The 21540-nt window shown below is 32.7% G+C and carries 19 protein-coding genes; all 19 read left to right on the top strand.

Annotation, left to right across the window (positions count from 1 at the left end; genetic code table 11):
* Positions 1–42 precede the first annotated feature (42 nt).
* The gene (gene gatC, locus ACO5J6_RS08625; RefSeq protein ID WP_485643440.1) at positions 43–345 is read left to right on the top strand and encodes an Asp-tRNA(Asn)/Glu-tRNA(Gln) amidotransferase subunit GatC; all 303 of its coding nucleotides are present in this window, start codon (positions 43–45) and stop codon (positions 343–345) included.
* 120 nt (positions 346–465) lie between these two features.
* The gene (gene gatA / locus ACO5J6_RS08620) at positions 466–1929 is read left to right on the top strand and encodes an Asp-tRNA(Asn)/Glu-tRNA(Gln) amidotransferase subunit GatA (RefSeq protein ID WP_485643439.1); all 1464 of its coding nucleotides are present in this window, start codon (positions 466–468) and stop codon (positions 1927–1929) included.
* Between the two features lie 22 nt (positions 1930–1951).
* The gene (locus ACO5J6_RS08615; RefSeq protein WP_485643438.1) at positions 1952–3454 is read left to right on the top strand and encodes a DNA cytosine methyltransferase; all 1503 of its coding nucleotides are present in this window, start codon (positions 1952–1954) and stop codon (positions 3452–3454) included.
* 1 nt (position 3455) lies between these two features.
* Positions 3456–4445 carry an HNH endonuclease gene (locus ACO5J6_RS08610; RefSeq protein WP_485643437.1) on the top strand — a complete coding sequence of 330 codons (990 nt, stop codon included), beginning with the start codon at positions 3456–3458 and terminating at the stop codon, positions 4443–4445.
* Between the two features lie 47 nt (positions 4446–4492).
* A complete protein-coding gene (gene gatB, locus ACO5J6_RS08605; protein WP_485643436.1) occupies positions 4493–5926 on the top strand; it encodes an Asp-tRNA(Asn)/Glu-tRNA(Gln) amidotransferase subunit GatB in 1434 nt (477 codons plus the stop codon).
* 73 nt (positions 5927–5999) lie between these two features.
* Positions 6000–7964 (top strand): penicillin-binding transpeptidase domain-containing protein, encoded by a 1965-nt coding sequence (locus ACO5J6_RS08600; RefSeq protein ID WP_485643435.1) that lies wholly within the window; start codon positions 6000–6002, stop codon positions 7962–7964.
* 62 nt (positions 7965–8026) lie between these two features.
* On the top strand, positions 8027–10252 hold the full coding sequence (priA, locus tag ACO5J6_RS08595) for a replication restart helicase PriA (RefSeq protein WP_485643434.1): 2226 nt from the start codon (positions 8027–8029) through the stop codon (positions 10250–10252).
* Between the two features lie 269 nt (positions 10253–10521).
* Complete coding sequence (gene def, locus ACO5J6_RS08590; protein WP_485643433.1) at positions 10522–11034, top strand: peptide deformylase; 513 nt, start codon at positions 10522–10524, stop codon at positions 11032–11034.
* Between the two features lie 28 nt (positions 11035–11062).
* On the top strand, positions 11063–11995 hold the full coding sequence (fmt, locus tag ACO5J6_RS08585; protein ID WP_485643432.1) for a methionyl-tRNA formyltransferase: 933 nt from the start codon (positions 11063–11065) through the stop codon (positions 11993–11995).
* 102 nt (positions 11996–12097) lie between these two features.
* Positions 12098–12754, top strand: coding sequence for a redox-sensing transcriptional repressor Rex (locus ACO5J6_RS08580; protein WP_485643431.1), 657 nt, complete (start codon positions 12098–12100; stop codon positions 12752–12754).
* Position 12755: 1 nt separating this feature from the next.
* A complete protein-coding gene (folD, locus tag ACO5J6_RS08575) occupies positions 12756–13607 on the top strand; it encodes a bifunctional methylenetetrahydrofolate dehydrogenase/methenyltetrahydrofolate cyclohydrolase FolD (RefSeq protein ID WP_485643430.1) in 852 nt (283 codons plus the stop codon).
* Positions 13608–13790: 183 nt separating this feature from the next.
* Positions 13791–14276 carry an acetyl-CoA carboxylase biotin carboxyl carrier protein gene (accB, locus tag ACO5J6_RS08570; RefSeq protein WP_485643429.1) on the top strand — a complete coding sequence of 162 codons (486 nt, stop codon included), beginning with the start codon at positions 13791–13793 and terminating at the stop codon, positions 14274–14276.
* A gap of 19 nt (positions 14277–14295) precedes the next feature.
* Positions 14296–15618 carry a hemolysin family protein gene (locus tag ACO5J6_RS08565; RefSeq protein ID WP_485643428.1) on the top strand — a complete coding sequence of 441 codons (1323 nt, stop codon included), beginning with the start codon at positions 14296–14298 and terminating at the stop codon, positions 15616–15618.
* On the top strand, positions 15605–16057 hold the full coding sequence (locus ACO5J6_RS08560) for an NUDIX domain-containing protein (protein WP_485643426.1): 453 nt from the start codon (positions 15605–15607) through the stop codon (positions 16055–16057). Before ACO5J6_RS08565 ends, ACO5J6_RS08560 begins: the two co-directional genes overlap by 14 nt.
* A 9-nt stretch (positions 16058–16066) precedes the next feature.
* Positions 16067–16597: an adenine phosphoribosyltransferase gene (locus tag ACO5J6_RS08555; RefSeq protein ID WP_485643425.1), complete on the top strand. Its 531-nt coding sequence runs from the start codon at positions 16067–16069 to the stop codon at positions 16595–16597.
* Between the two features lie 179 nt (positions 16598–16776).
* A complete protein-coding gene (locus ACO5J6_RS08550; protein ID WP_485643424.1) occupies positions 16777–18939 on the top strand; it encodes a RelA/SpoT family protein in 2163 nt (720 codons plus the stop codon).
* 96 nt (positions 18940–19035) lie between these two features.
* Positions 19036–20196 carry a tRNA guanosine(34) transglycosylase Tgt gene (tgt, locus tag ACO5J6_RS08545; protein WP_485643423.1) on the top strand — a complete coding sequence of 387 codons (1161 nt, stop codon included), beginning with the start codon at positions 19036–19038 and terminating at the stop codon, positions 20194–20196.
* A 12-nt stretch (positions 20197–20208) separates the two neighbouring features.
* Positions 20209–20538 carry a YlxM family DNA-binding protein gene (gene ylxM, locus ACO5J6_RS08540; RefSeq protein ID WP_485643422.1) on the top strand — a complete coding sequence of 110 codons (330 nt, stop codon included), beginning with the start codon at positions 20209–20211 and terminating at the stop codon, positions 20536–20538.
* Positions 20538–21540 (top strand): signal recognition particle protein (ffh, locus tag ACO5J6_RS08535; RefSeq protein ID WP_485643421.1); only part of this gene is annotated, 1003 nt, incomplete at its 3' end. The genes ylxM and ffh, both read left to right, overlap by 1 nt.

Here is a 21540-nt window from a genome sequence, read left to right as displayed (position 1 = left end):
AAAATACAATCGAAAATAAATTTATAAAGGTGGAAAAACGGAATGTTAAGCAAAGAAGATGTTTTGAAAATAGCGAAATTATCAAAATTAGAGTTTCAGGAAAGTGAAATTGAAGAATTTAGAATAGATTTAAATAAAATACTGGAACATATGGAAATGCTGAATGATGTCGATACATCAAATGTAGAGCCTTTATTCAATGTTCTAGATTTAAAGGATAAATTGAGAAAAGACGAAGTTTATAATAGCAATATTAAGAAAGAACTATTGAAAAATGCCCCTGATAAGGATGAAGATTTCATTATCGTTCCGAAAATAATAGGCGGAGGCAATGCTGATAATTAAAAAAACAGTATAACTATGTATACATGTATATATTCGGGAATTTTATAATTTTGTATTATAAATTAAAAAGTTTCGGATTATGACTAATAAACTAATTATTTTTAAAGGGAAGGTAAAAAAATGGAGTTATATAAAAAAACAGCGAGTGAAATAGCTGAAATGATTAAAAATAAGGAAATAACTTCTGAAGAAGTTACACAGGAATTTCTAAAAAGAATTGATTTACTCGAAAATAAAATAGGGGCATTTTCAAGTGTTTTAAAAGAAAAGGCATTGGAAACAGCTAAAATATTTGATAACGACAATGACGAAAATAAAAGAAAAAATTATGATAATACTTTACTATTCGGAGTGCCTGTGGCGTTAAAAGATAATATCCTTTCCAAAGGAGATTTGACAACTGCTTCATCACAAATCTTGAAAAACTACGAGGGAATATATGACGCAACTGTAGTGGAAAGGCTTAAAAAAGCGGGAGCTGTAATTATCGGAAAAGCCAATATGGATGAATTTGCAATGGGATCATCCAATGAAAATTCATCAATAAAACCTGCTTCAAATCCATGGGCATTGGATAGGGTGCCGGGAGGCAGCAGCGGAGGTTCGGCAGCAGCAGTAGCGGCACAAATGGTACCGATAGCTTTGGGGACTGATACGGGAGGAAGTATAAGACAGCCTGCGAGCTTGACAGGAACTGTGGGGATAAAACCGACTTACGGAAGAGTATCGAGATACGGACTTATGGCTTTCGGATCATCCCTTGACCAGATAGGAGCGTTGGCAAAATCTACGGAAGATTTGGCAAGAATTATGCAGATAATATCAGGATATGATGAAAAAGATCCTACTACGGCAGAAGTTGAGGTGCCTGATTATCTGAAAAATATAAATAAGGATATAAAAGGATTGAAAATAGGACTTCCTAAAGAATATTTCACGGAAGAACTGGATAAAGATATAAAAGAAGTTGTAAATAATGCTGTGGAACAGCTGAAAAAACTTGGAGCAGAAATAAGAGAAGTATCATTACTGTATACAAAATACGCAATATCTACATATTATATAATCTCATCGGCAGAAGCTGCTTCGAATCTGTCAAGATATGACGGAGTGAGATACGGTATAAGAAAAAATGACGAAAATATAGAAGAAATGTATGTAAAGTCAAGAAGTGAAGGCTTCGGAACAGAAGTAAAGAGAAGAATAATGATAGGTAACTATGTGTTAAGTTCAGGATTTTACGATGCATATTATAAAAAAGCTTCTCAGGTAAGAAGACTGATAAAAGAAGATTTTGAAAAAGTATTAAGTGAAGTCGACATCATACTGACACCTGTTTCACCTACGACGGCTTTCAAAAAAGGAGAAAAGAACGCAGACCCCGTGCAGATGTATTTAGCAGATATTTATACGGTTTCCATAAATATGGCAGGAGTGCCTGCCATTTCGGTACCTGCCGGGTTTGTAAATGGATTGCCTGTAGGGATACAGCTGATTGGAAATTATTTCAGGGAAGATTTATTGTTTAATGTTTCTCATAAGTATGAAGAAGTAAGAGGGAAGATAGAATATCCAAAACTGTAAAGAGGAAAATTAGGGGAAATTAATGTATAAATTAAATTTTAGAGACAGTACAGAAGAAGAAATTAAAAATATAAAATTAAATAAAAAGTTAACAATTGCTACGGTTTTTAGTGGTATTGGAGCAATTGAGCATGCATTAAAACGGATGGACATAGAACACGAAATAGTATTTGCCTGTGATAATGGAGATGTTGATATTTTATCAAAAAAAATTAAAGCTAAAACAGTAGAAGAATTAAAAAAAGAAATTAAATTGTTGGAAAAAGAAAAAATAAATAAAGAAATTTTCGAAGAATATACAACATTAAAAACTGAAATAGAACAGTTAATGGAAGAAAATTTAAATGATAAAAAATCAAAAAAAATACTAAAAGAATATAATGACAAACTATCAATGTTTTATGAAAAAATGAAAACATTGTATGTTCAAAATCAAATAAAAAATCTTTCTTATGAAGAGAAAAAAAATTATATTGATAATCTTTATAAAAAAGAAATTACTAGGAATAAGGTTAGACAAAGTTATTTTGCTAATTATAATATTAAAGAAGAAGATTTCCATTGGAATGTTTCTTTTTTAGACGGAAAGCAGTACAGAGGTAAAGTTGATTTATTTGTTGGTGGTTCTCCTTGTCAAAGTTTTAGCTTGGTTGGGAAACAAAGGGGATTACAGGATACTAGAGGTACTTTATTTTATGAATTTGCAAGACTTGTTGAAGAAATAAAACCAAAAGTATTTATTTATGAAAATGTGAGAGCAGTTTTAGGAAACGATGAAGGAAGAACTTGGGAAATAATGAAACAAGTTTTTTCAGATTTAGGTTATGATTGGAATTATAAGATTTTAAATTCAAAAGATTATGGAATACCACAAAATAGAGAAAGAGTTTTTGTAGTAGGATTTAGAAAAGATTTGAAGTTAAGAAAAAAATTTACATTTCCAAGCCCTGTTAAGTTAGAAAAAACAATGCAAGATTTTTTAATTGAGAATGTTTCGGGAAAATATTATTTACGTGAAAAAGGAGTCAATTTTGTTTTATCAGAAAAAAACTTGACAAAAAGATTTACACAAGTTGACGGAGATATTCAATTATGTCAGAAGAAAAATCAACAATTTAACTGGCATGGAGATTTTAAGTTTGTAGAAGATAGCAAAGTAAAAGAAGAAACAATGCAAGATTTAGAAAAATACTTTTTATCAGAAAAAATTGTGAAATATGTAATGGCAACAGGAACAAAGGGCTTTTGCTCTAAACCTAAAACAGATTTAGAAATAGCAAGACCTCTTTTAAAAACAATGCATAAAATGCATAGGGCTGGAGTAGATAATTACGTTACAACAGAAGGAAGATTAAGAAAATTAACTCCTAGAGAATGTTTAAGATTAATGGGATTTTGTGATAGTTTTAAAATTGTAGTATCAGATACATCAATGTACCAGCAGGCAGGTAACTCAATAGTGGTTGATATTTTAATTGCAATAATGAAAAAAATAATAAATTCATATGATTTTAAAGGAGAATAAAATGGGAAATTTTGTAAATATATTAAATATTAATTTTGAAATAATAGATACATTAGAATATATTACTCTTGCAGATTCTTTTGTAAAAAATAAAATAGGAACAGGACACGGAGAAGCAAAATTATATGTAGGAAATGAAAATGATAGAACATATAATTTTTTTGAAAATATGAGTAATTTAAATTGCTTTTTTTTAAAAAAGGATTTTTGGAATTTTTTAAAAGATGCAGAAGAGGAATACTTAAATCCTCAGCAAGAATATGTAAAAAAAGATGAAATGTCTAATAAATTAAAAATTTTAAAACAGGAATGTATAAATATGAAGGGTGAATTTTTAACGTTTCAATTAAGTAGAGTTGGTGTAAATCCACCAAGAGTTTATATGAATTCTAATTCAAAATATTATGACTTTATGAGAGAAGTTGCATTACCTAATATTTCTTATCTATCTATTTTAAAACTGCAAAATTTATCAGGAAATGATGGGATTTGGTATTATTTTAAAATTTTTATAGACTATAGACCTGATATTGTTGGTTATAAAACTTTGGAGGAAAGTAGACAGGAAGATATAATTAATCATTCATTTGGAATTAGTGTTAAAGAGAAAGAAAAATTAATAAAAGCAAGAATTGGTCAAGGAGAATATAGAAATAAATTACTAGAAGAATGTCCATATTGCCCATTTACAATGGTAAATGACGAGAGATTATTAATTGCTTCACACATAAAACCTTGGGCAAAATCTGATGATAAAGAAAAAATAGATTCTAAAAATGGATTTATGTTTACTCCAACGTATGATAAATTATTTGATAGAGGTTTTATTTCTTTTGAAGATAATAAGACATTAATAGTCTCTCCTTGGCTTTCTCCAATGAATCAAAAACGACTTGGAATTTATAATGGAATGAGATTAGAAAAGTTAAATTTAGACGAAAGAAGAAAAAAATATTTAAAATATCATAGAGAAAATATATTCAAAAGTTAAAAATTCAAATAAAATAAATATTTAATTAGGAAGGAAAAAGTAAAAAAATGAGCATGGAATATGAGACAGTCATCGGACTGGAAGTACACTGCCAATTAAAAACAAAAACAAAAGTATGGTGTTCATGTAATGCCGATTATGATAATGAAGTGCCTAATGTTTCTACTTGTCCCATATGCACAGGTCAGCCGGGAGCATTGCCGAAATTAAATGAAGAAGTTTTAAATTATGCAATAAAAGCTGCATTGGCTTTAAACTGTGAAATCAATGAAGAAAGCCAATTTGACAGAAAAAACTATTTTTATCCCGATTCGCCCAAAAATTATCAGATAACACAGTATTTCAAACCTTATGCGGAAAACGGAACACTGCATATCAGAACAAACAGCGGGAAAGAAACCAAGATAGGAATAGAAAGAATTCAAATAGAGGAAGACACTGCGAAAAGTATACATACAGCCTCTGAAAGCCTATTAAATTATAACAGGGCGTCAGTACCTCTAATTGAGATAATTTCAAAACCTGAAATTAAAAATGCCGAAGAAGCTTATGCCTATTTGAATACACTGAAAGAGCGTCTGAAATATACAAAAATAAGTGATGTAAGTATGGAGCTGGGTTCACTTAGATGTGATGCCAACGTATCTGTAAGGAAAAAAGGGGATTCGGTTTTGGGAACAAGAACGGAAACTAAAAATCTGAATTCATTCAAAGCTGTGGTCAGAGCTATAGAATACGAAACAAACAGGCAGATAGAAGTCATAGAAAATGGTGGAAGAGTTATACAGGAAACAAGGCTCTGGGATGAGGAACAGGGTGTTACAAGACCGATGAGAAGTAAGGAAGAGGCAATGGACTACAGATATTTTCCTGAGCCTGATTTGCCTAAAATTATTATTTCCAATGACAGACTTGAAAAAGTAAAAAAAGAAATGCCCGAATTTGCGGATAAAAAAACTAAAAGATTTATTGAAGAGTATAAACTGAATGAAAAAGAAGCAATAACTCTGGCAACAGAGCCTGAACTTGCTGAATACTATGAGGAAATAGTGAAAAAGTCGGATGAGCCTAAATTATCCGCAAACTGGATGTTGACAGAAATTTTGAGAGTATTAAAAGAAAAAAATATCGGAATAGAGCAATTTTCCGTTTCTTCTGAAAATATTGCAAAGCTTATAAAATTAATCAAATCAAATATCATAAGCTCTAAAATAGCTAAAGAAGTTTTTGAAATATTGCAGGTTGAAAATAAAGACCCTGAAATTATAGTGAAAGAAAAAGGATTAATTCAGATAACCGATAACAGTGAAATCGAAAAAATAGTCGAACAGGTACTGGAAGAAAATCAGCAGTCTGTGGAAGATTATAAAGCAGGTAAAAGCAATGCCCTCAAATATCTTGTAGGACAGGCTATGAAACTTTCCCGAGGGAAAGCCAATCCGCAAATGATAAATGAATTAATTCTGAAAAAATTAAGTTAAATTTTTACAGTTCATTTTTAGACGTATAAATATAAGGCTAAGCTATTAATATATTATAGGAGCAATGTAAAATATGAAAGTGTGGAATAGCTTCAGATTTAGACTGATGTTTATAGTAATAATTATATTTTTAGGATTTCTGTGGATTATTGCCAATCTCTTTTATATCCAGATTATAAAAGGGGATGAATGGCAAAAAGCGGGAGAAATGCAGTATAAAAGTGAGTTTACCGTAAAGTCCAAAAGAGGAAAGATAATAACAAATGACGGAGAAGTATTGGCTTATGACGGGGAAACTTACGATATAGTAATGGACCCTACACTTATAGACCCTGAAAATATAGATAAACTAATGGAATTATTGAAAAGTAACATATCATCTTTTGATGTTTCAAAAGTAAAAAGAGATATTCTTGAAAAAAGCAGACAGAATAAAAAATATCTGAAACTTGAGTATATTTTAGGATATAATGAAAAGAAAAATATTCAGGATGAGCTGTCAAAAGATAAAAGTCTAAAATCGGGAGTATTTTTTGAAACAAATTATACAAGAAATTATATAAAAAACAGTGCCTTTCAGGAGCTGATAGGTTATCTGGACGTGGATAACAAAGGTGTATACGGTATAGAAAAAACATATAATGACCAGCTGACGGGAGTCGACGGAGTTATTGAAGGATTCAGGATACCCCGAAAGTTTACCACCGTTTATTCACTGAAAGAAACTAAGGAGATTGTTCTGGCAAAAAACGGAAATGATTTGTTTCTGACCTTGGACAGTGTCCTTCAGTATACTCTTGATGATGAGCTGAGAAAAACTTTTGAGCAGTACGGTGCAGTTTCGGCTATGGGTATACTTATGGAAGTGGAAACAGGAAAAATTCTGGCGATGTCCTCTTATCCTAAGGCTAAAAATAATGCTGAAGTGAAAAATAGACCGATTACGGATTTATTTGAACCGGGTTCCATATTTAAACCGATTACTGTTGCTACAGGACTGCAACTGGGGGTAATCAACCGAAATACCGTTGTAGCATCTACGGGGCATATAAAAGTAGCTGACAGGGTTGTAAATGACCATGACGGCTCTACTACGGGGAGCCTAACTTTGGAAAATCTTATTGCAAAATCAGGAAATGTGGGAATGGTAAAAATAGCCCAGATGATGAAAACGAGAGACTTTTATTCATACCTTGAAAAAGTGGGATTGGGTAAAAAAACAGGAATAGATACTTATTCTGAAACATCTCAAAAACTTCTGCCTCTGAAAGATATGACCGAAGTCAAAAAATCTAATATTGCTTTCGGACAGGGAATTGCTATGACACAATTACAAATGCTTATGGCATTAAATACCGTCATAAATCACGGTAAGCTTGTAAAACCTTATTTAGTCGACCACATAGAAGATAATGACGGAAATGTAATTCACCAAAATGCCCCTATAGTGTTGGAAAAAGTATTCAGTGAAGAAGTTTCAAAATTGAACAGACATTATATGGAGGCAGTTGTTACTAAAGGAACAGGACAGGGAGCCCAGATATTGGGGTATAATATTGGAGGAAAAACAGGAACAGCCCAAAAATCAGGTTATAAAGGTTATGAAAAAGGAAAATATTTCAGTTCATTTTTTGCATTTTTTCCTGTAGAAAATCCTAAATATGCGATACTGATAACTATAAATGAGCCTCATGGAGCATATTACGGAGCTGCGGTCGCATTACCTCCGGTAAAGTCGGTATTTGAAAAGCTGATTAAATACAAAGGTATAAATCCTCAGGGTGTCATAACGGAGAAAAAACAGCAGTCTGTTATAAATCCTTATCAGAAAAAGGATTTAAAGAGAATTGCCGAAGAATTTGAAAATGAATTAATGCCCGATTTGAAAGGTATCAGTTTGAGAGAACTATTGGCAGTTTATCCTCAGAGAAAATATTCTAAATACAAATTTGTCGGTAGCGGTCAGGTCAAGGAACAGTGGCCTTTACCCGGTACAAGGATTAATAAAGATACTGAAATAAAGATAATTTTGGAATAAAGATAAGATAATATATAAAAACAGCATTGTTTTTAAATAAGTAAAAAGGAAAATAGGGATTAATGTATTATTATCAGATATATGTTGAAAACAGTAAAAATATATATACATACAAATCACGGGATAAGTATGAAATAGGGGAATGGTGCCTCGTAAATTTTGTAAATAGGAATAAAATGGGACTGGTTGTATCTGAAATCGGTGAAGAAGAATTGACGATAGATATTGAAAAGATAAAATTTATTTCAGGTACGGCTCCTGTTCTGTCCATTCCTTTATCCATAATGGAACTCGTAAAATGGGTAAAAGATTATTATCTGAGTGATTATAATAATGTAATAAAAACCGCCTATCCCGGAGTATTGAAATTGAACTACTCAAAAAAGGCTATTTATATAAAAGATCTGGAAATAACCGAAAAATCCGAAAAAGTACAGCTTTCTGAAAAAAACGAAGAAAACAGCAAGTCGGATAGTATTAAAAAATTTAACGAATATATGATGAAAAAAAAAGAGGTAACTCTTCAGACTTTGCAGAAAAATTTTTCGGAAGAACTCATAAATAAAGCAATAAAAAGAAAATCAATCATAATTGAAAAAAAAATAATAACAAAGTCGAAAACAAAACAGAAATCAGATTTGAAAAGTGAAATTTTAAAAGATGATGTTGTTTTGAATGATGAGCAACAGAATGCCGTAAACAGGATAAAAACAGGAGAAAAGCAGTTTTATCTACTGAAAGGGATTACAGGTTCGGGAAAGACTGAAATATATATAAATCTTATAAAAGAAGCTGTAAAAGAAGGATACGGAAGTATATTTCTCGTGCCGGAAATATCTCTTACTACTCAGATGATAGAAAGGCTGGAAAGACAGTTCTCGGATACTGTTGCCATTCTCCACAGTAAACTTTCCGACAGTGAGAAAAGGCAGGAATGGGAATTTATAAGAAATGGAGAAAAAAAGATTGTAATAGGAGCAAGGTCAGCGATATTTGCTCCTGTGGAAAATCTCAAATATATAATAATCGATGAAGAGCATGAAAATACATATAAACAGGATACTAATCCAAGATATCATGTGAAAAATGTGGCTATAAAAAGAGCATTGATAGAGAAAAATGTAAAAGTGATATTAGGTTCCGCCACACCGTCTTTTGAGTCTTATTATCAGGCAAAAAAGGGAGATTTGGAGCTTATTGAACTGAAAGAAAGATTTAATGATGCAAAAATTCCTGAATATGAAGTGATAGATCTGAATGACACGGAAAATAATTTTTCTGAAAATTTTTCGTCAGAACTGCTGAAAGAGATATCAAAAACTCTTGAAAAAAAAGAACAGGTACTCCTTATTTTAAACAGAAAAGCTTTTTCCAACTTGGTAAAATGTAAGGAATGCGGACACATACCTGTCTGTCCGAATTGCAGCATATCTCTCAGTTATTATAAATATGAAAACAAACTGAAATGTAATTACTGCGGATATGAAGAAAGATTTGAAAAAAAATGTGGAAACTGCGGAAGTGATAAGTTTATTCAGATAGGAAGCGGAACGGAAAAAATAGAGGAAGAACTGAAAGAAATATTTTATGACGGAAAAATAGTCAGAATAGATTCTGAAAGTGTAAAAACAAAAAAAGATTACGAAAATATTTACAATGACTTCAAAAATCAGAAATACAATATAATGCTTGGAACACAGATTATCGCTAAAGGCTTTCATTTTCCGAATGTAACTCTTGTAGGAATAGTAAATTCGGATATAATACTGAATTTTCCTGATTTCAGGGCAGGAGAAAAGACATTTCAGCTGTTAGTCCAGTCGGCAGGTAGGGCGGGGAGAGCGGAAAAAGAGGGGAAAGTCATAATACAGACATTTAACGGAGAAAATGAAGTTATCAAAAAAACTGTAGAAAATGACTATGAAGGTTATTTCAAAAAAGAGATGGAAATAAGAAAACTCCTCAATTACCCTCCTTACGGAAGACTGATAATAATAATACTGTCATCGGATGAAGAAACAGGACTGGAAGAAAAAGTGAAAATATTTTATAATAAGATGATGAGCCTGATTAATACAAAAGTAAAATTTGTAAAAAATGAATTTGTTTCGGAACCTTTTAAGGCACCGATATATAGGATAAACAAAAGATACAGATACCAAATATTCATAAAGTTTAACAGAAATAATATTACTAAAATAAAAAATATAATAAAAACGGTAATGGGCAGTTATAATGAAAAAAATATAAGAGTAAGCGTAGATGTGGATCCTATATCTGTATTATAAAATATTAAGTAGAGATAAGATTTATTAACGGAATTCCGAAAAATATTGGATAATAAGCACTAAAAATTTGAATTAAAAAATATATATGGTAAAATATATAGCGAAATAAATATTTATATATGCAGCAGTATAAAAATAATCAGAAAGTATATGTCAAAACATAGTTGCTAGTAATATCATTTAAAGTAAATATTCGTGTATATATAAAAATTAAGCTGTAAATTAAGTGCAAATATATATGATAGAATTAATATAGGAGAAATTTAATAATGAAAATAGTTTTATATGAACATCCTACCCTTAGAACAAAATCCACGGAAGTAGATACTGTGGACGACGAATTGAGAAAAACTCTGGATGAAATGGTAGACATTATGAGAAAAGCCAATGGAGTAGGGCTTGCTGCCAATCAGGTAGATATACCCAAAAGATTTTTTGTACTCGAAGTCGAAAACGAAGTAAAAAAAATAATTAATCCTGAAATACTTGAAACAAGTGAGGAAATCATCGAATATGAAGAAGGATGTCTAAGTATACCCGGAATTTATAAAAAAGTAAACAGACCCGCTGCAATAAAAGTGAGATATTTAGATGAAAACGGTAAAGAAAAAACTGAAAAACTTAGTGAAATGTGGGCAAGAGCATTTCAGCATGAGTTAGATCATCTTGACGGAGTTCTGTTTATAGACAGAATATCAGTTTTGAATAAAAGACTGATTGCAAAAAAGCTGGATTTGATGAAAAAAGAATTTATCAAAGGAAAAAAATACAGGGAAGAGTAAAAATATAAAAATGAATAAGGAGGATATAGTGAAAACAATATTTATGGGAACGCCTGAATTTGCAATTCCGAGCTTGGAAACTGTATATGAAAATACTGATTTAAAATTGATTTTTACTAAAGAGGACAAACCCAATGCAAGAGGAAATAAAATAATATATTCTCCTGTAAAACAGTTCGGAATTGATAAAAATATAGAAATAGTGCAGCCTAAAAGGCTCAAAGATACTGAAATTATAGAAAAAATAAAAGAAATAAATCCTGATTTGATAGTAGTCGTGGCATATGGTAAAATTATACCGAAAGAAATAATAGATATTCCCCGATATGGGATTATAAACGTGCATTCTTCACTTTTGCCTAAATACAGGGGAGCTTCTCCTATTCATTCGGCAATATTGAACGGAGATACTGAAACAGGTGTAAGCATAATGTATATAGAAGAAGAACTTGATGCGGGAGACGTCATATTAAAGGAATATTGTGAAATAACCGAAGATGACACTTTAGGAACATTACATGACAGACTGAAAGAACTTGGAGCCGTCGGACTTGGGAAAGTTCTCGGGATGATTGAAAAAGGAAATGTAAAAGCCGAGAAACAGGATGATACAAAAGCTACTTTTGTAAAACCTATTTCCAAAGAAGAAGCAAAAATTAACTGGACAGACAGTAAAGAAAATATATATAATAAAATAAGGGGATTAAATCCTTTTCCGACAGCATATACTTTTAACGGGAAGAATGAAAACATTAAAATATACAAAGGAGAAAAAATTGAAAAAATATATGACGGAGAATTCGGAGAAATTGTCGAAATCATAAATAAAAAAGGTCCTGTGGTAAAAGTCGGAAATGGTGGGATAATACTTACAGAGGTAAAATTTGAAGGTAAAAAAATCCAAAAAGGGACGGATATTATAAATGGGAGAAAACTGCTTTTAGGGGATAAATTAATGTAACAACTGCTATAAAAGGACTGATATAATATAAACTGATATGAAAAGACTCAATGATAAGTAATATAATCGTCAGAATAAATTTAACTATTTAGGAGGAAACAGATGAAGTTGAAGAAAAGCGATATATCAGATAGAGTAGTCCAGCGACTCACAGATTATTTATCAATTTTAAAGGAAGTAAGAAAATACGAAGAAGGCATAAATTCGATAGAGCTTTCAAAAATAATGGACACCACATCGGCACAAGTCAGAAAAGACTTGTCGACATTTGGGGAATTTGGTGTCAGGGGAAAAGGATACGATATTGAAAAATTAATTGAAATCATCGAAGAAATTTTAGGAATAAACAAAGTAAATGATGTTATCATAGTAGGACACGGAAAAATGGGAGAAATGATAACATCGAACAGCAAAGTATTAGGAAAAGGCTTTAAAATAGTCGGGGTATTTGATAAAGATAGAGAAAAAATCGGGGTAAAAATTTCTGATTTGAAAATGGAAATAAGAGATGTGGACACTGTAGGGGAGTTTATAAAAAATTCTACGGACACAGTTGAAACAGCTATATTGGCAGTTGTAAAGGAACAGGCACAGGTCGCTGCCGAAAAACTTATAAAAGACGGAATAAAAGCTATACTGAATATGACTACATATAAACTGGAATTACCGAAAAATATTGTAGTTGTGGATATGGATATTTCTGCTAAACTTCAGGAGCTGAATTTCTGGAGGCTAAACAGTAACAATAAGGAGGAATAATTTGATAAAAATAGACGGGAAAGGGATCGCCCAGAAAACTCTGGCATATATAGAAAAAGAACATAAATTGCTGAAAGATAAGTATGGAAGAGCAGCAGGTCTTGCTGTAATTATGGCGGGAGATAATCCTGCGTCGGAAATCTATGTGAAAAACAAAATAAAGGCATGTGAAACAGCCGGAATTTATTCACGGACAATAAAACTTGATGAAAACGTAACCGAAAAAGATTTAATAGAAGAAATTGAAAAATTGAATAAAGATGATAAAATAGACGGTATACTGGTGCAGTTGCCGTTACCTGCACAGATAGACGAGCTTAAAATAATAAATGCTATTTCTCCTGAAAAAGATGTGGACGGATTTCATTCCGTAAATCTTGGGAAAATGATAATAGGAGATAAAACAGGATTTTTGCCGTGCACTCCTTACGGGATAATGCAGCTCTTGGATGAATATGGTATAGACCCTGCGGGGAAAGATACTGTAATCATAGGAAGAAGCAATATAGTAGGCAAACCCGCTGCCATTCTTTTCATAGAAAAAAGTGCTACGGTACAGGTGTGTAATACAAAGACTAAAAATATAAAGGAAAAAATCAGAAATGCCGATATTGTTATAGCTGCTGTCGGAGTTCCAAATTTTATAAAGGGAGATGATATAAAAGAAGGAGCAGTTGTAATTGATGTAGGGATAAACAGAGTAAACGGAAAGCTCTGTGGCGATGTGGATTATGAAGAAGTATCCGAAAAAGCGGGTTATATAACTCCTGTACCCGGAGGAGTAGGGCCTATGACAATAGCGAGCCTGATAAAGAATACTTTTAAATCTTATGTCAATAAAGTGGAAAAATAATTCAGGAAAAAGAAATAGTTTTTTCAATAGTATTTTCAAATGGCAATGGAATATTTTTAATTATATAATAAAGAACTAAAAGAATAATCCAAAAAAACGAAAAAATTTAAATAACATTGAGTAACACGAAATTTAAATAATATAAAAAAATAAGGAAACATAAAAATCGGAGGGAGTAACTTCATGAAAGAAAAAATAAAATTTATAAAAGAACTGGCTAAAAGCATGAATGAAAATAAGTTGAATGCGGTTCAGTACGAAGAAAACAACTTTGAAGTACAGATAAGAAAAAAGGAAAAAGAAAAAAGAGCAGTATTTTACGGTGGAGCTCCTGTGAATATGCAGGCAGGGATAAACAACTCGACATCTCAGGAAGAAATCGCAGAGGCAGCTCCGGCAGTTACGGAAGCAGTCGCAGCTACTGAAGAAATAAGTGGAACAAAAATCGAATCACCAATGGTAGGAACATTTTATATAGCTCCGTCGCCTACGTCGGCACCTTTTATCAAAGAGGGAGACAGAGTAACCGAAGGACAGACATTGTGTATCGTGGAAGCGATGAAACTTATGAATGAAGTAAAATCTTCAGTTTCAGGAAAAGTGAAAAAAATATTGGTAAAAGACGGAGATGCGATAAAAAAAGGTCAGGCTTTAGTTATAATAGAATAAAAGGAAGGTGTAATATATTTTGGAAGAACAGAGGATTTGGATAAAAATTATATTATTGATTATATTATTGTTTTTATCTGCTTTTTTCTCGGCAGCAGAGGCTGCATTGACGTCTCTTAAAAGAATACATATAGGAGGAGAAATTAGGGAAAAAGACTCAAAAGAGGCGAAATTATTAAGACTATGGCTGAAAAATCCCAATGAACTTTTGGCAACTCTTTTATTAGGAAAGACGGCTATATACGTATTTCTCGTGTATATATCGGTAATGTTGGCAGAAAGTCATTATAATCTTTTTTTCAGTCATATAAGTAAATCTTTTTATATGTTTTCAGTATATGTTGTTATAGTAATTATAATGCTTTTGATTACTGAAATTACACCGAGAGTATTTGCAAAAAATAATGTATCTAAAATGTCCAGAACATTTATAGTACCGTTAAATACAGTAAGGATTGTCTTAAGACCGATAATTCTGTTTTTTCTTGAAATATCGAAGATAATAATTAAACTATTCGGAATAAAAGCGAAAGAACAGATGTTTGAAATTACTGAGGAAGATATAAAGACTTTTGTAAAAGAGGGTACCGAAGTAGGAGTAATCGAAGAGGGCGAAGAAGAGATGATACACAGTATTTTCGAATTTTCAGATACTACGGTCAAGGAAATACTTACACCGAGAACAATGGTTTTTGCTCTTGATATGGAAAAGACATTGGGAGAAGTTTGGGATGAGGTGGTTGAGCAGGGATTTTCAAGAATACCTGTATATAATGAAACCATAGATAAAATAGTCGGGATAGTCTATATGAAAGATTTGATAAAATATGATAAAGTGAAAAATTCCGATTTGAAGATTAAAGAGCTTATGAAAGAAACTTATTTTGTACCGACAACAAAAACATTGGTAGAGTTACTCGAAGAATTTAAAAGAAAACAGTCTCACATGGCAATAATAATTGATGAATACGGAGGTACTTTGGGGATAGTAACTATCGAAGATTTACTTGAAGAAATTGTAGGAGAAATCAGGGATGAATTTGATCAGGAGGAAGAGAACATTCAGCAGATAAAGGAAACCATTTATGACATAAAGGGTGATACGGTAATAGAAGAGTTGAATGAGGAGCTTGAGACAGATATTCCTATTTCCGAAGAATACGATACAGTTTCGGGTTATGTTCAGGATGAGCTGGGAAAAGTTGCCGAAGTAGGAGATCAGGTAAAAGGAAACGGATTTATTTTGAAGGTAATGGAAGTTGATAATAAAAGAATAGAGAAAATAAGGGTAGTAATTACCGAAAAAAATAATGAAAGGGAAACAGATAATGGAGACGATTAGGCCGCGAGTGAGAGTTGCAGGGATTTTAATAGAAAATGATGAAATACTTTTGATAGAACATACGAAAAATGATAAAAAATATTGGCTTGTACCCGGAGGAGGAGTAGACTGGGGAGAAAGTACAGCCGAATCTCTTATCAGGGAGTACAAGGAAGAAACAAATCTGGATATAGAAGTCGAGAGTTTTCTTTTTCTTTCAGAAACAATAGCTCCCGATAAAAAAAAACATGTAATAAATTTATATTTTAAGATTAAGAGAAAAAATTTTTCAGAAATAAGTTTAAAACTGGGAAATGAAGAAATGCTCACTGATTTGAGATTTTTTAAAAAAGAGGAAATAAAAAATATAAAATTGTATCCAAATATAAAAGAACAGATAATACAATTATTAAATAAAGAAAAAATAGTCCCGTATTTAGGTCTGTTATGGGATAAATAGGAGGAAAAAATGACAGCTGAAGAAAAAAAAGAAGTGGAAGGATTAGTAAGAACTATTCCTGATTTTCCTGAAAAAGGTATTATATTTAGAGATATTACAACTGCATTAAAAGATAAAAAGGGACTTCATATTGTTATAAAAGATTTTACTGAAAGATATAAAGACAAAGGAATCGACTATGTTTTAGGAGCAGATGCGAGAGGGTTTATTTTCGGTGCTGCTATCGCTTATAACATTGGAGCGGGCTTTGTTCCTGCAAGAAAGGTAGGAAAACTTCCTGCTGAAACTGTAAAAGTCGAATACGAGCTTGAGTACGGGAAAAACAGTATAGAAATTCATAAAGATTCTTTTAAAAAAGGAGACAGAGTTTTGATTGTCGATGATTTGCTTGCGACAGGGGGAACTGCTGCCGCTATGGTAAAATTAGTGGAAATGCTGGGAGCGAGCATATATGAACTGGCTTTTATGATTGAACTTGAAGGTTTGAAAGGGAGAGATGTTTTATCCGGTCATAATGTCTATTCTCAATTACAATACTAAATTACGACAGGGACTGTCTCAAATGATGACTTTATCATAGTCTTCATATTTCCTATGCCTATATTGCAAGGTTTAGGAAAGGAAAGTGAAAATGCTTTTCCGCTTTTTTGAGTCAGTCTTTTTATTTAATAAATGCTGATGACTTTAACTGATTTGTCTTTAGGAAACGGAGAAAAGATATGGAAGAAAAAAAATTATTACAGAAACTGATTGACAGAATAAAGGAAAATAATCTGGAAGTCGATATAAACAAAATAACGGAGGCTTATACATTAGCTGCGGAATCTCACGTAGGGCAGAAAAGAAGAAGCGGAGAGGACTATATTTTACATCCTGTGGAAGTGGCTGAAATACTCGTCGATATGAAAATGGATACGGATACCGTAGTTGCAGGAATTCTCCATGATGTAGTCGAGGATACACTGATTACGCTCCCTGATATAGAGTATTCTTTCGGAAAAGATGTGAGCAAATTAGTTGACGGAGTTACAAAACTCCGAAATTTGCCGAGAACTGACAGTAAAAAAATAGAGAATATCAGAAAAATGGTTGTGGCAATGTCCGAAGATATAAGGGTCGTAATTATAAAATTAGCGGACAGGCTTCATAATATGCGTACTCTGAAATATATGACTCCTGAAAAACAGCAGATAAAGTCTAAGGAAACTCTTGAAATATATGCTCCTATTGCCCACAGGATAGGTATGGCAAGGATAAAATGGGAGCTGGAAGATATAAGTTTTAGATTTTTGTATCCTAAAGACTATAAGGAAATAAGTGATTTAGTAAATTCAAAAAGGGAAGAACGGGAAAGATACACGGCGAATATTATTAAAAAAATAAAGGAAGAACTGAAAAAACACAATGTAAAATCTGAAGTAACAGGTAGACCGAAGCATTTATACAGTATTTACAGAAAAATGTACGAAAAGGAAAAGAAATTTGCCGATTTGAATGACCTTATCGCGATGAGAATAATAGTGGATAAAGAAGAAGAGTGCTATAATGTCCTTGGAATAATTCATAATCTTTTCGAGCCTGTTTCGGGAAGATTTAAGGATTATATAGCTGTTCCCAAGTCAAACGGTTATCAGTCGATACATACTACTGTAAAAGGGCCTAATGACCAGAATGTGGAAATACAGATAAGAACTTTTGAAATGCATAGAATAGCCGAAGACGGGGTTGCTGCCCACTGGAAATACAAAGAAAAGAAATCTAAAGTAAAAAATGAACAATATTATGCGGCGGTGAAAAAAATAATCGAGACAAATTCGGAAAACCCTGAAAAATTTGCTCAGACAATCACAGGAAATGTACTGAACCAGACGATATTTGTATTTACTCCCAAGGGAGATGTAATGGAGTTGGCAAACGGCTCGACTGCCCTTGATTTTGCTTTTCAGGTGCATACTCAGATAGGCTACAGAACTATAGGAGCAAAAGTCAATGACAGAATAGTCCAGTTAGACCAAGTACTTGAAAATGGAGATAAAGTCGAAGTTCTGACTTCGAAAAATACAAAAGGCCCTGGAAAAGACTGGATTAATATGGTAAATAACCACGGTTCAAAAATAAAAATAAGAAAGTGGTTTAAGGATAAGGAATTTGAAGAAAAGACTAAAGAGGGGGAACAGCTTCTTGAAAGGGAATTTGATAAACTCGGGATAAAATTGAAAGACCTTGAAGAAGACGAGAGAGTGTTCCTGTATATGAAAAAATTTAATATAGCTACAATGGAGCTGCTGTTTTATAAATTTGCAGTGGGAGATTTGTCCCTTGACGGATTTTTAAATAAATTTGAAACAAAGGAAGAAAAAAATCTGGAACAGGTTCTTGAGGAGGAAACTGAAAAAGGGAACAGACGTAAGGAAAAAAGCTATGGCGGAGTGAGAATATCAGGTACGGAAAATACTATGTACCGTTTTGCCAAATGCTGTAATCCTTTGCCGGGAGATGAAATAAGAGGATATGTTACGAGAGGTAGAGGGATTGCCATACACAGAGCCGACTGCGATAATTTTCATTCGTTAATGGAGCATGAACCTGATAGGGAAATCGAAGTTTTCTGGGATGAAGAGGCTACAAATTCGATGACCAAATATCAGTTCAATTTTACTGTAAAAGCGATAGAGAGAAACGGAATGCTGCTCGACATCATAAGAATACTGAACGAATATAAAATGGAACTGATAAATGTCAATACAAATCACGTAAAAGAAAATATGAACAGATATGTGCTGCTTCATTTCGGAATTATGATTAGAAAAAGGGAAGATTTTGAAAGGCTTGCCAATAACCTTATGTCCATGAAAGATATAGTTGACATAATGAGGAAATAAATAAGCAGTTCAAAAAATTATGAAATTAATAAAATCGGATAAAAAATAAATCCGGAAAAGAAATTTGAAAAAGAAATTCGGAGGAAAAAGGAAATTATGAGTAAATTTGAAAATCCCGTGAGATACACAATGGAAGCTACTGACGGAAATGCGAGGGCAGGAATAATAGAAACTCCTCACGGGGTAATAAAGACACCTGTTTTTATGCCGGTAGGTACACAGGCTACAGTAAAAACAATGACAAAAGAAGAGCTTGAAAAAATAAATGCGCAAATAATTCTTGGAAATACTTATCATCTCTATCTAAGACCGGGAGATGAGCTGATTGATGATTTTGGCGGACTGCATAAATTTATGAACTGGGACAGACCTATATTGACTGATAGTGGAGGATTTCAGGTGTTCAGTCTGGGAGATTTGAGAAAGATAAAAGAAGAGGGAGTCCATTTCAGGTCTCATATAGACGGCTCAAAACATTTCCTTTCTCCTGAAAAGTCGATATCCATACAAAATAATCTCGGGAGTGATATAATGATGGTACTTGATGAGTGTCCTCACGGGATGTCGTCGAGGGAATATATGATACCTTCTGTAGAAAGAACTTCGAGATGGGCAAAAAGATGTATAGAAGCCAATAAAAATAAAGACAGACAAGGATTATTCGCCATAGTTCAGGGAGGAATATACGAGGATTTGAGAGATAAAAGTTTGGAAGAGCTGTACAAAATGGACGATGATTTTGCAGGTTATGCTATAGGAGGACTGGCAGTGGGAGAGCCGAGGGAAGATATGTACAGAATATTGAAATACATTACTCCTAAAGTTTCTGAAAATAAGCCGAGATATTTAATGGGTGTAGGAGAACCTTTGGATATGCTGGAAGCTGTAGAACATGGGATAGATATGATGGACTGTGTCCAGCCTACAAGGATAGGTCGGCATGGAACGGTATTTACAAAATATGGCAGACTTGTAATAAAAAATGCTGTATATTCAAAAGATGAAAGACCTTTAGATGAATGCGACTGTTATGTATGTAAAAATTATACGAGGGGCTATATAAGACATTTGTTTAAAGCGGAAGAAATTTTGGGACAGAGACTTACCACTTATCATAATTTATATTTTCTTTTGAAATTAATGGAAGACGCGAGAAACGCTATTTTAGAAAAAAGATTTAAGGAATTCAAGGAAGAATTTATAAAAAACTACACTATGGGAAAAGACAGTAAATGGATAAAGCCTAAATCTATATGAATAGAGGAAATTATGGACAAATTGGATAATTTTTTGAAATATTCTATCCTTTTCTTATATTACAGTGAACTGTTTTCCGAGAGACAAAAAAAATATTTGGAACTCTATCTTGAGGAAAATGAGTCATTGAGTGAGATTGCTGAAAAATATGAAATCACGAGACAAGCAGTTTTTGACAATATAAAAAGAGGATTTAAACAGTTGGATGAATATGAGGAAAAATTGGGAATGTTTGAAAAAGAAAAAAAACTGAAAAGAAAACTGGAAAATTTAAGAGATGATTTTACAAGAGAAAATTTAGAAAAAATAATAGAAGATTTTGATTATAATGAGGTGCTTTAATGTTTAATAACTTAGGAGACAGATTTAAGGATATATTTAAAAAAGTAAGCGGTCAGGGGAAATTGACCGAAGCAAATATGAAAGAAGCTTTGAGAGAAGTCAGACTGGCATTACTGGAAGCGGATGTAAATTATACGGTTGCAAAGAATTTTGTTGCAAAAATAAGGGATAAGGCTCTTGGAGAAAACGTAATAAAAGGAGTCAATCCTACCCAGCAATTTATCAAAATAGTAAATGATGAGCTTGTGGAAGTTCTGGGGGGAACAAATGTACTCATAGCTAAAGCTGCCAAAGCTCCGACTGTAATAATGCTTTCAGGGTTACAGGGGGCTGGAAAGACAACTTTTGCAGGGAAACTGTCAAAATATCTGAAATCCAAAGGGGAAAGTCCTTTTCTTATCGGAGCTGACGTATACAGACCTGCGGCAAAAAAGCAGCTGAAAGTTTTGGCAGAACAGATAAAAGTTCCTTCTTTTACTATTGATGAAAGCACTGATGTAATAGAAATCTGTGAAAAAGGGATAGAAGAAGCAAAATCGGCTCACGCAACTTATGTAATAATAGATACTGCGGGACGTCTGCATATTGATGAACAGCTTATGGAAGAGCTTCAAAATATAAAAACAACTTTCAGTCCTCATGAGATACTCCTCGTTGTAGACGGTATGACAGGTCAGGACGCAGTAAATGTTGCAAAAACTTTTAATGAACAGTTGGATATAACGGGTGTTGTTCTGACAAAACTCGACGGAGATACTCGAGGAGGGGCTGCCCTTTCCGTAAAGGAAGTGGCAGGAAAGCCCATTAAATTTATAAGTGAAGGAGAAAAACTTGATGATATAGCACCGTTTCATCCTGACAGACTTGCTTCGAGAATACTCGGAATGGGAGATGTAGTTTCCCTTGTGGAAAAAGCTCAGGAAGCTATCGATGAAAATGAAGCTAAAAAAATGGAAGAAAAATTTAGAAAAAATCAGTTTGATTTTGAAGATTTTTTGAAAC

It is taken from the genome of Pseudoleptotrichia sp., from assembly GCF_057270515.1.
Note: the sequence above shows the minus strand (reverse complement) of the source record. Positions and strands in the feature narration are given on the sequence as shown.

Excerpts from the sequence above, each read along its gene's own strand:
- accB (WP_485643429.1), top strand. The coding sequence starts at position 13,791 with ATGAAAGAAAAAATAAAATTTATAAAAGAACTGGCTAAAAGCATGAAT.
- ACO5J6_RS08560 (WP_485643426.1), top strand. The coding sequence starts at position 15,605 with ATGGAGACGATTAGGCCGCGAGTGAGAGTTGCAGGGATTTTAATAGAA.
- gatC (WP_485643440.1), top strand. The coding sequence starts at position 43 with ATGTTAAGCAAAGAAGATGTTTTGAAAATAGCGAAATTATCAAAATTA.
- ACO5J6_RS08550 (WP_485643424.1), top strand. The coding sequence starts at position 16,777 with ATGGAAGAAAAAAAATTATTACAGAAACTGATTGACAGAATAAAGGAA.
- ACO5J6_RS08600 (WP_485643435.1), top strand. The coding sequence starts at position 6,000 with ATGAAAGTGTGGAATAGCTTCAGATTTAGACTGATGTTTATAGTAATA.
- gatB (WP_485643436.1), top strand. The coding sequence starts at position 4,493 with ATGAGCATGGAATATGAGACAGTCATCGGACTGGAAGTACACTGCCAA.
- ACO5J6_RS08555 (WP_485643425.1), top strand. The coding sequence starts at position 16,067 with ATGACAGCTGAAGAAAAAAAAGAAGTGGAAGGATTAGTAAGAACTATT.
- ylxM (WP_485643422.1), top strand. The coding sequence starts at position 20,209 with ATGGACAAATTGGATAATTTTTTGAAATATTCTATCCTTTTCTTATAT.
- ACO5J6_RS08610 (WP_485643437.1), top strand. The coding sequence starts at position 3,456 with ATGGGAAATTTTGTAAATATATTAAATATTAATTTTGAAATAATAGAT.
- priA (WP_485643434.1), top strand. The coding sequence starts at position 8,027 with ATGTATTATTATCAGATATATGTTGAAAACAGTAAAAATATATATACA.
- ACO5J6_RS08580 (WP_485643431.1), top strand. The coding sequence starts at position 12,098 with ATGAAGTTGAAGAAAAGCGATATATCAGATAGAGTAGTCCAGCGACTC.
- ACO5J6_RS08615 (WP_485643438.1), top strand. The coding sequence starts at position 1,952 with ATGTATAAATTAAATTTTAGAGACAGTACAGAAGAAGAAATTAAAAAT.
- tgt (WP_485643423.1), top strand. The coding sequence starts at position 19,036 with ATGAGTAAATTTGAAAATCCCGTGAGATACACAATGGAAGCTACTGAC.
- gatA (WP_485643439.1), top strand. The coding sequence starts at position 466 with ATGGAGTTATATAAAAAAACAGCGAGTGAAATAGCTGAAATGATTAAA.
- def (WP_485643433.1), top strand. The coding sequence starts at position 10,522 with ATGAAAATAGTTTTATATGAACATCCTACCCTTAGAACAAAATCCACG.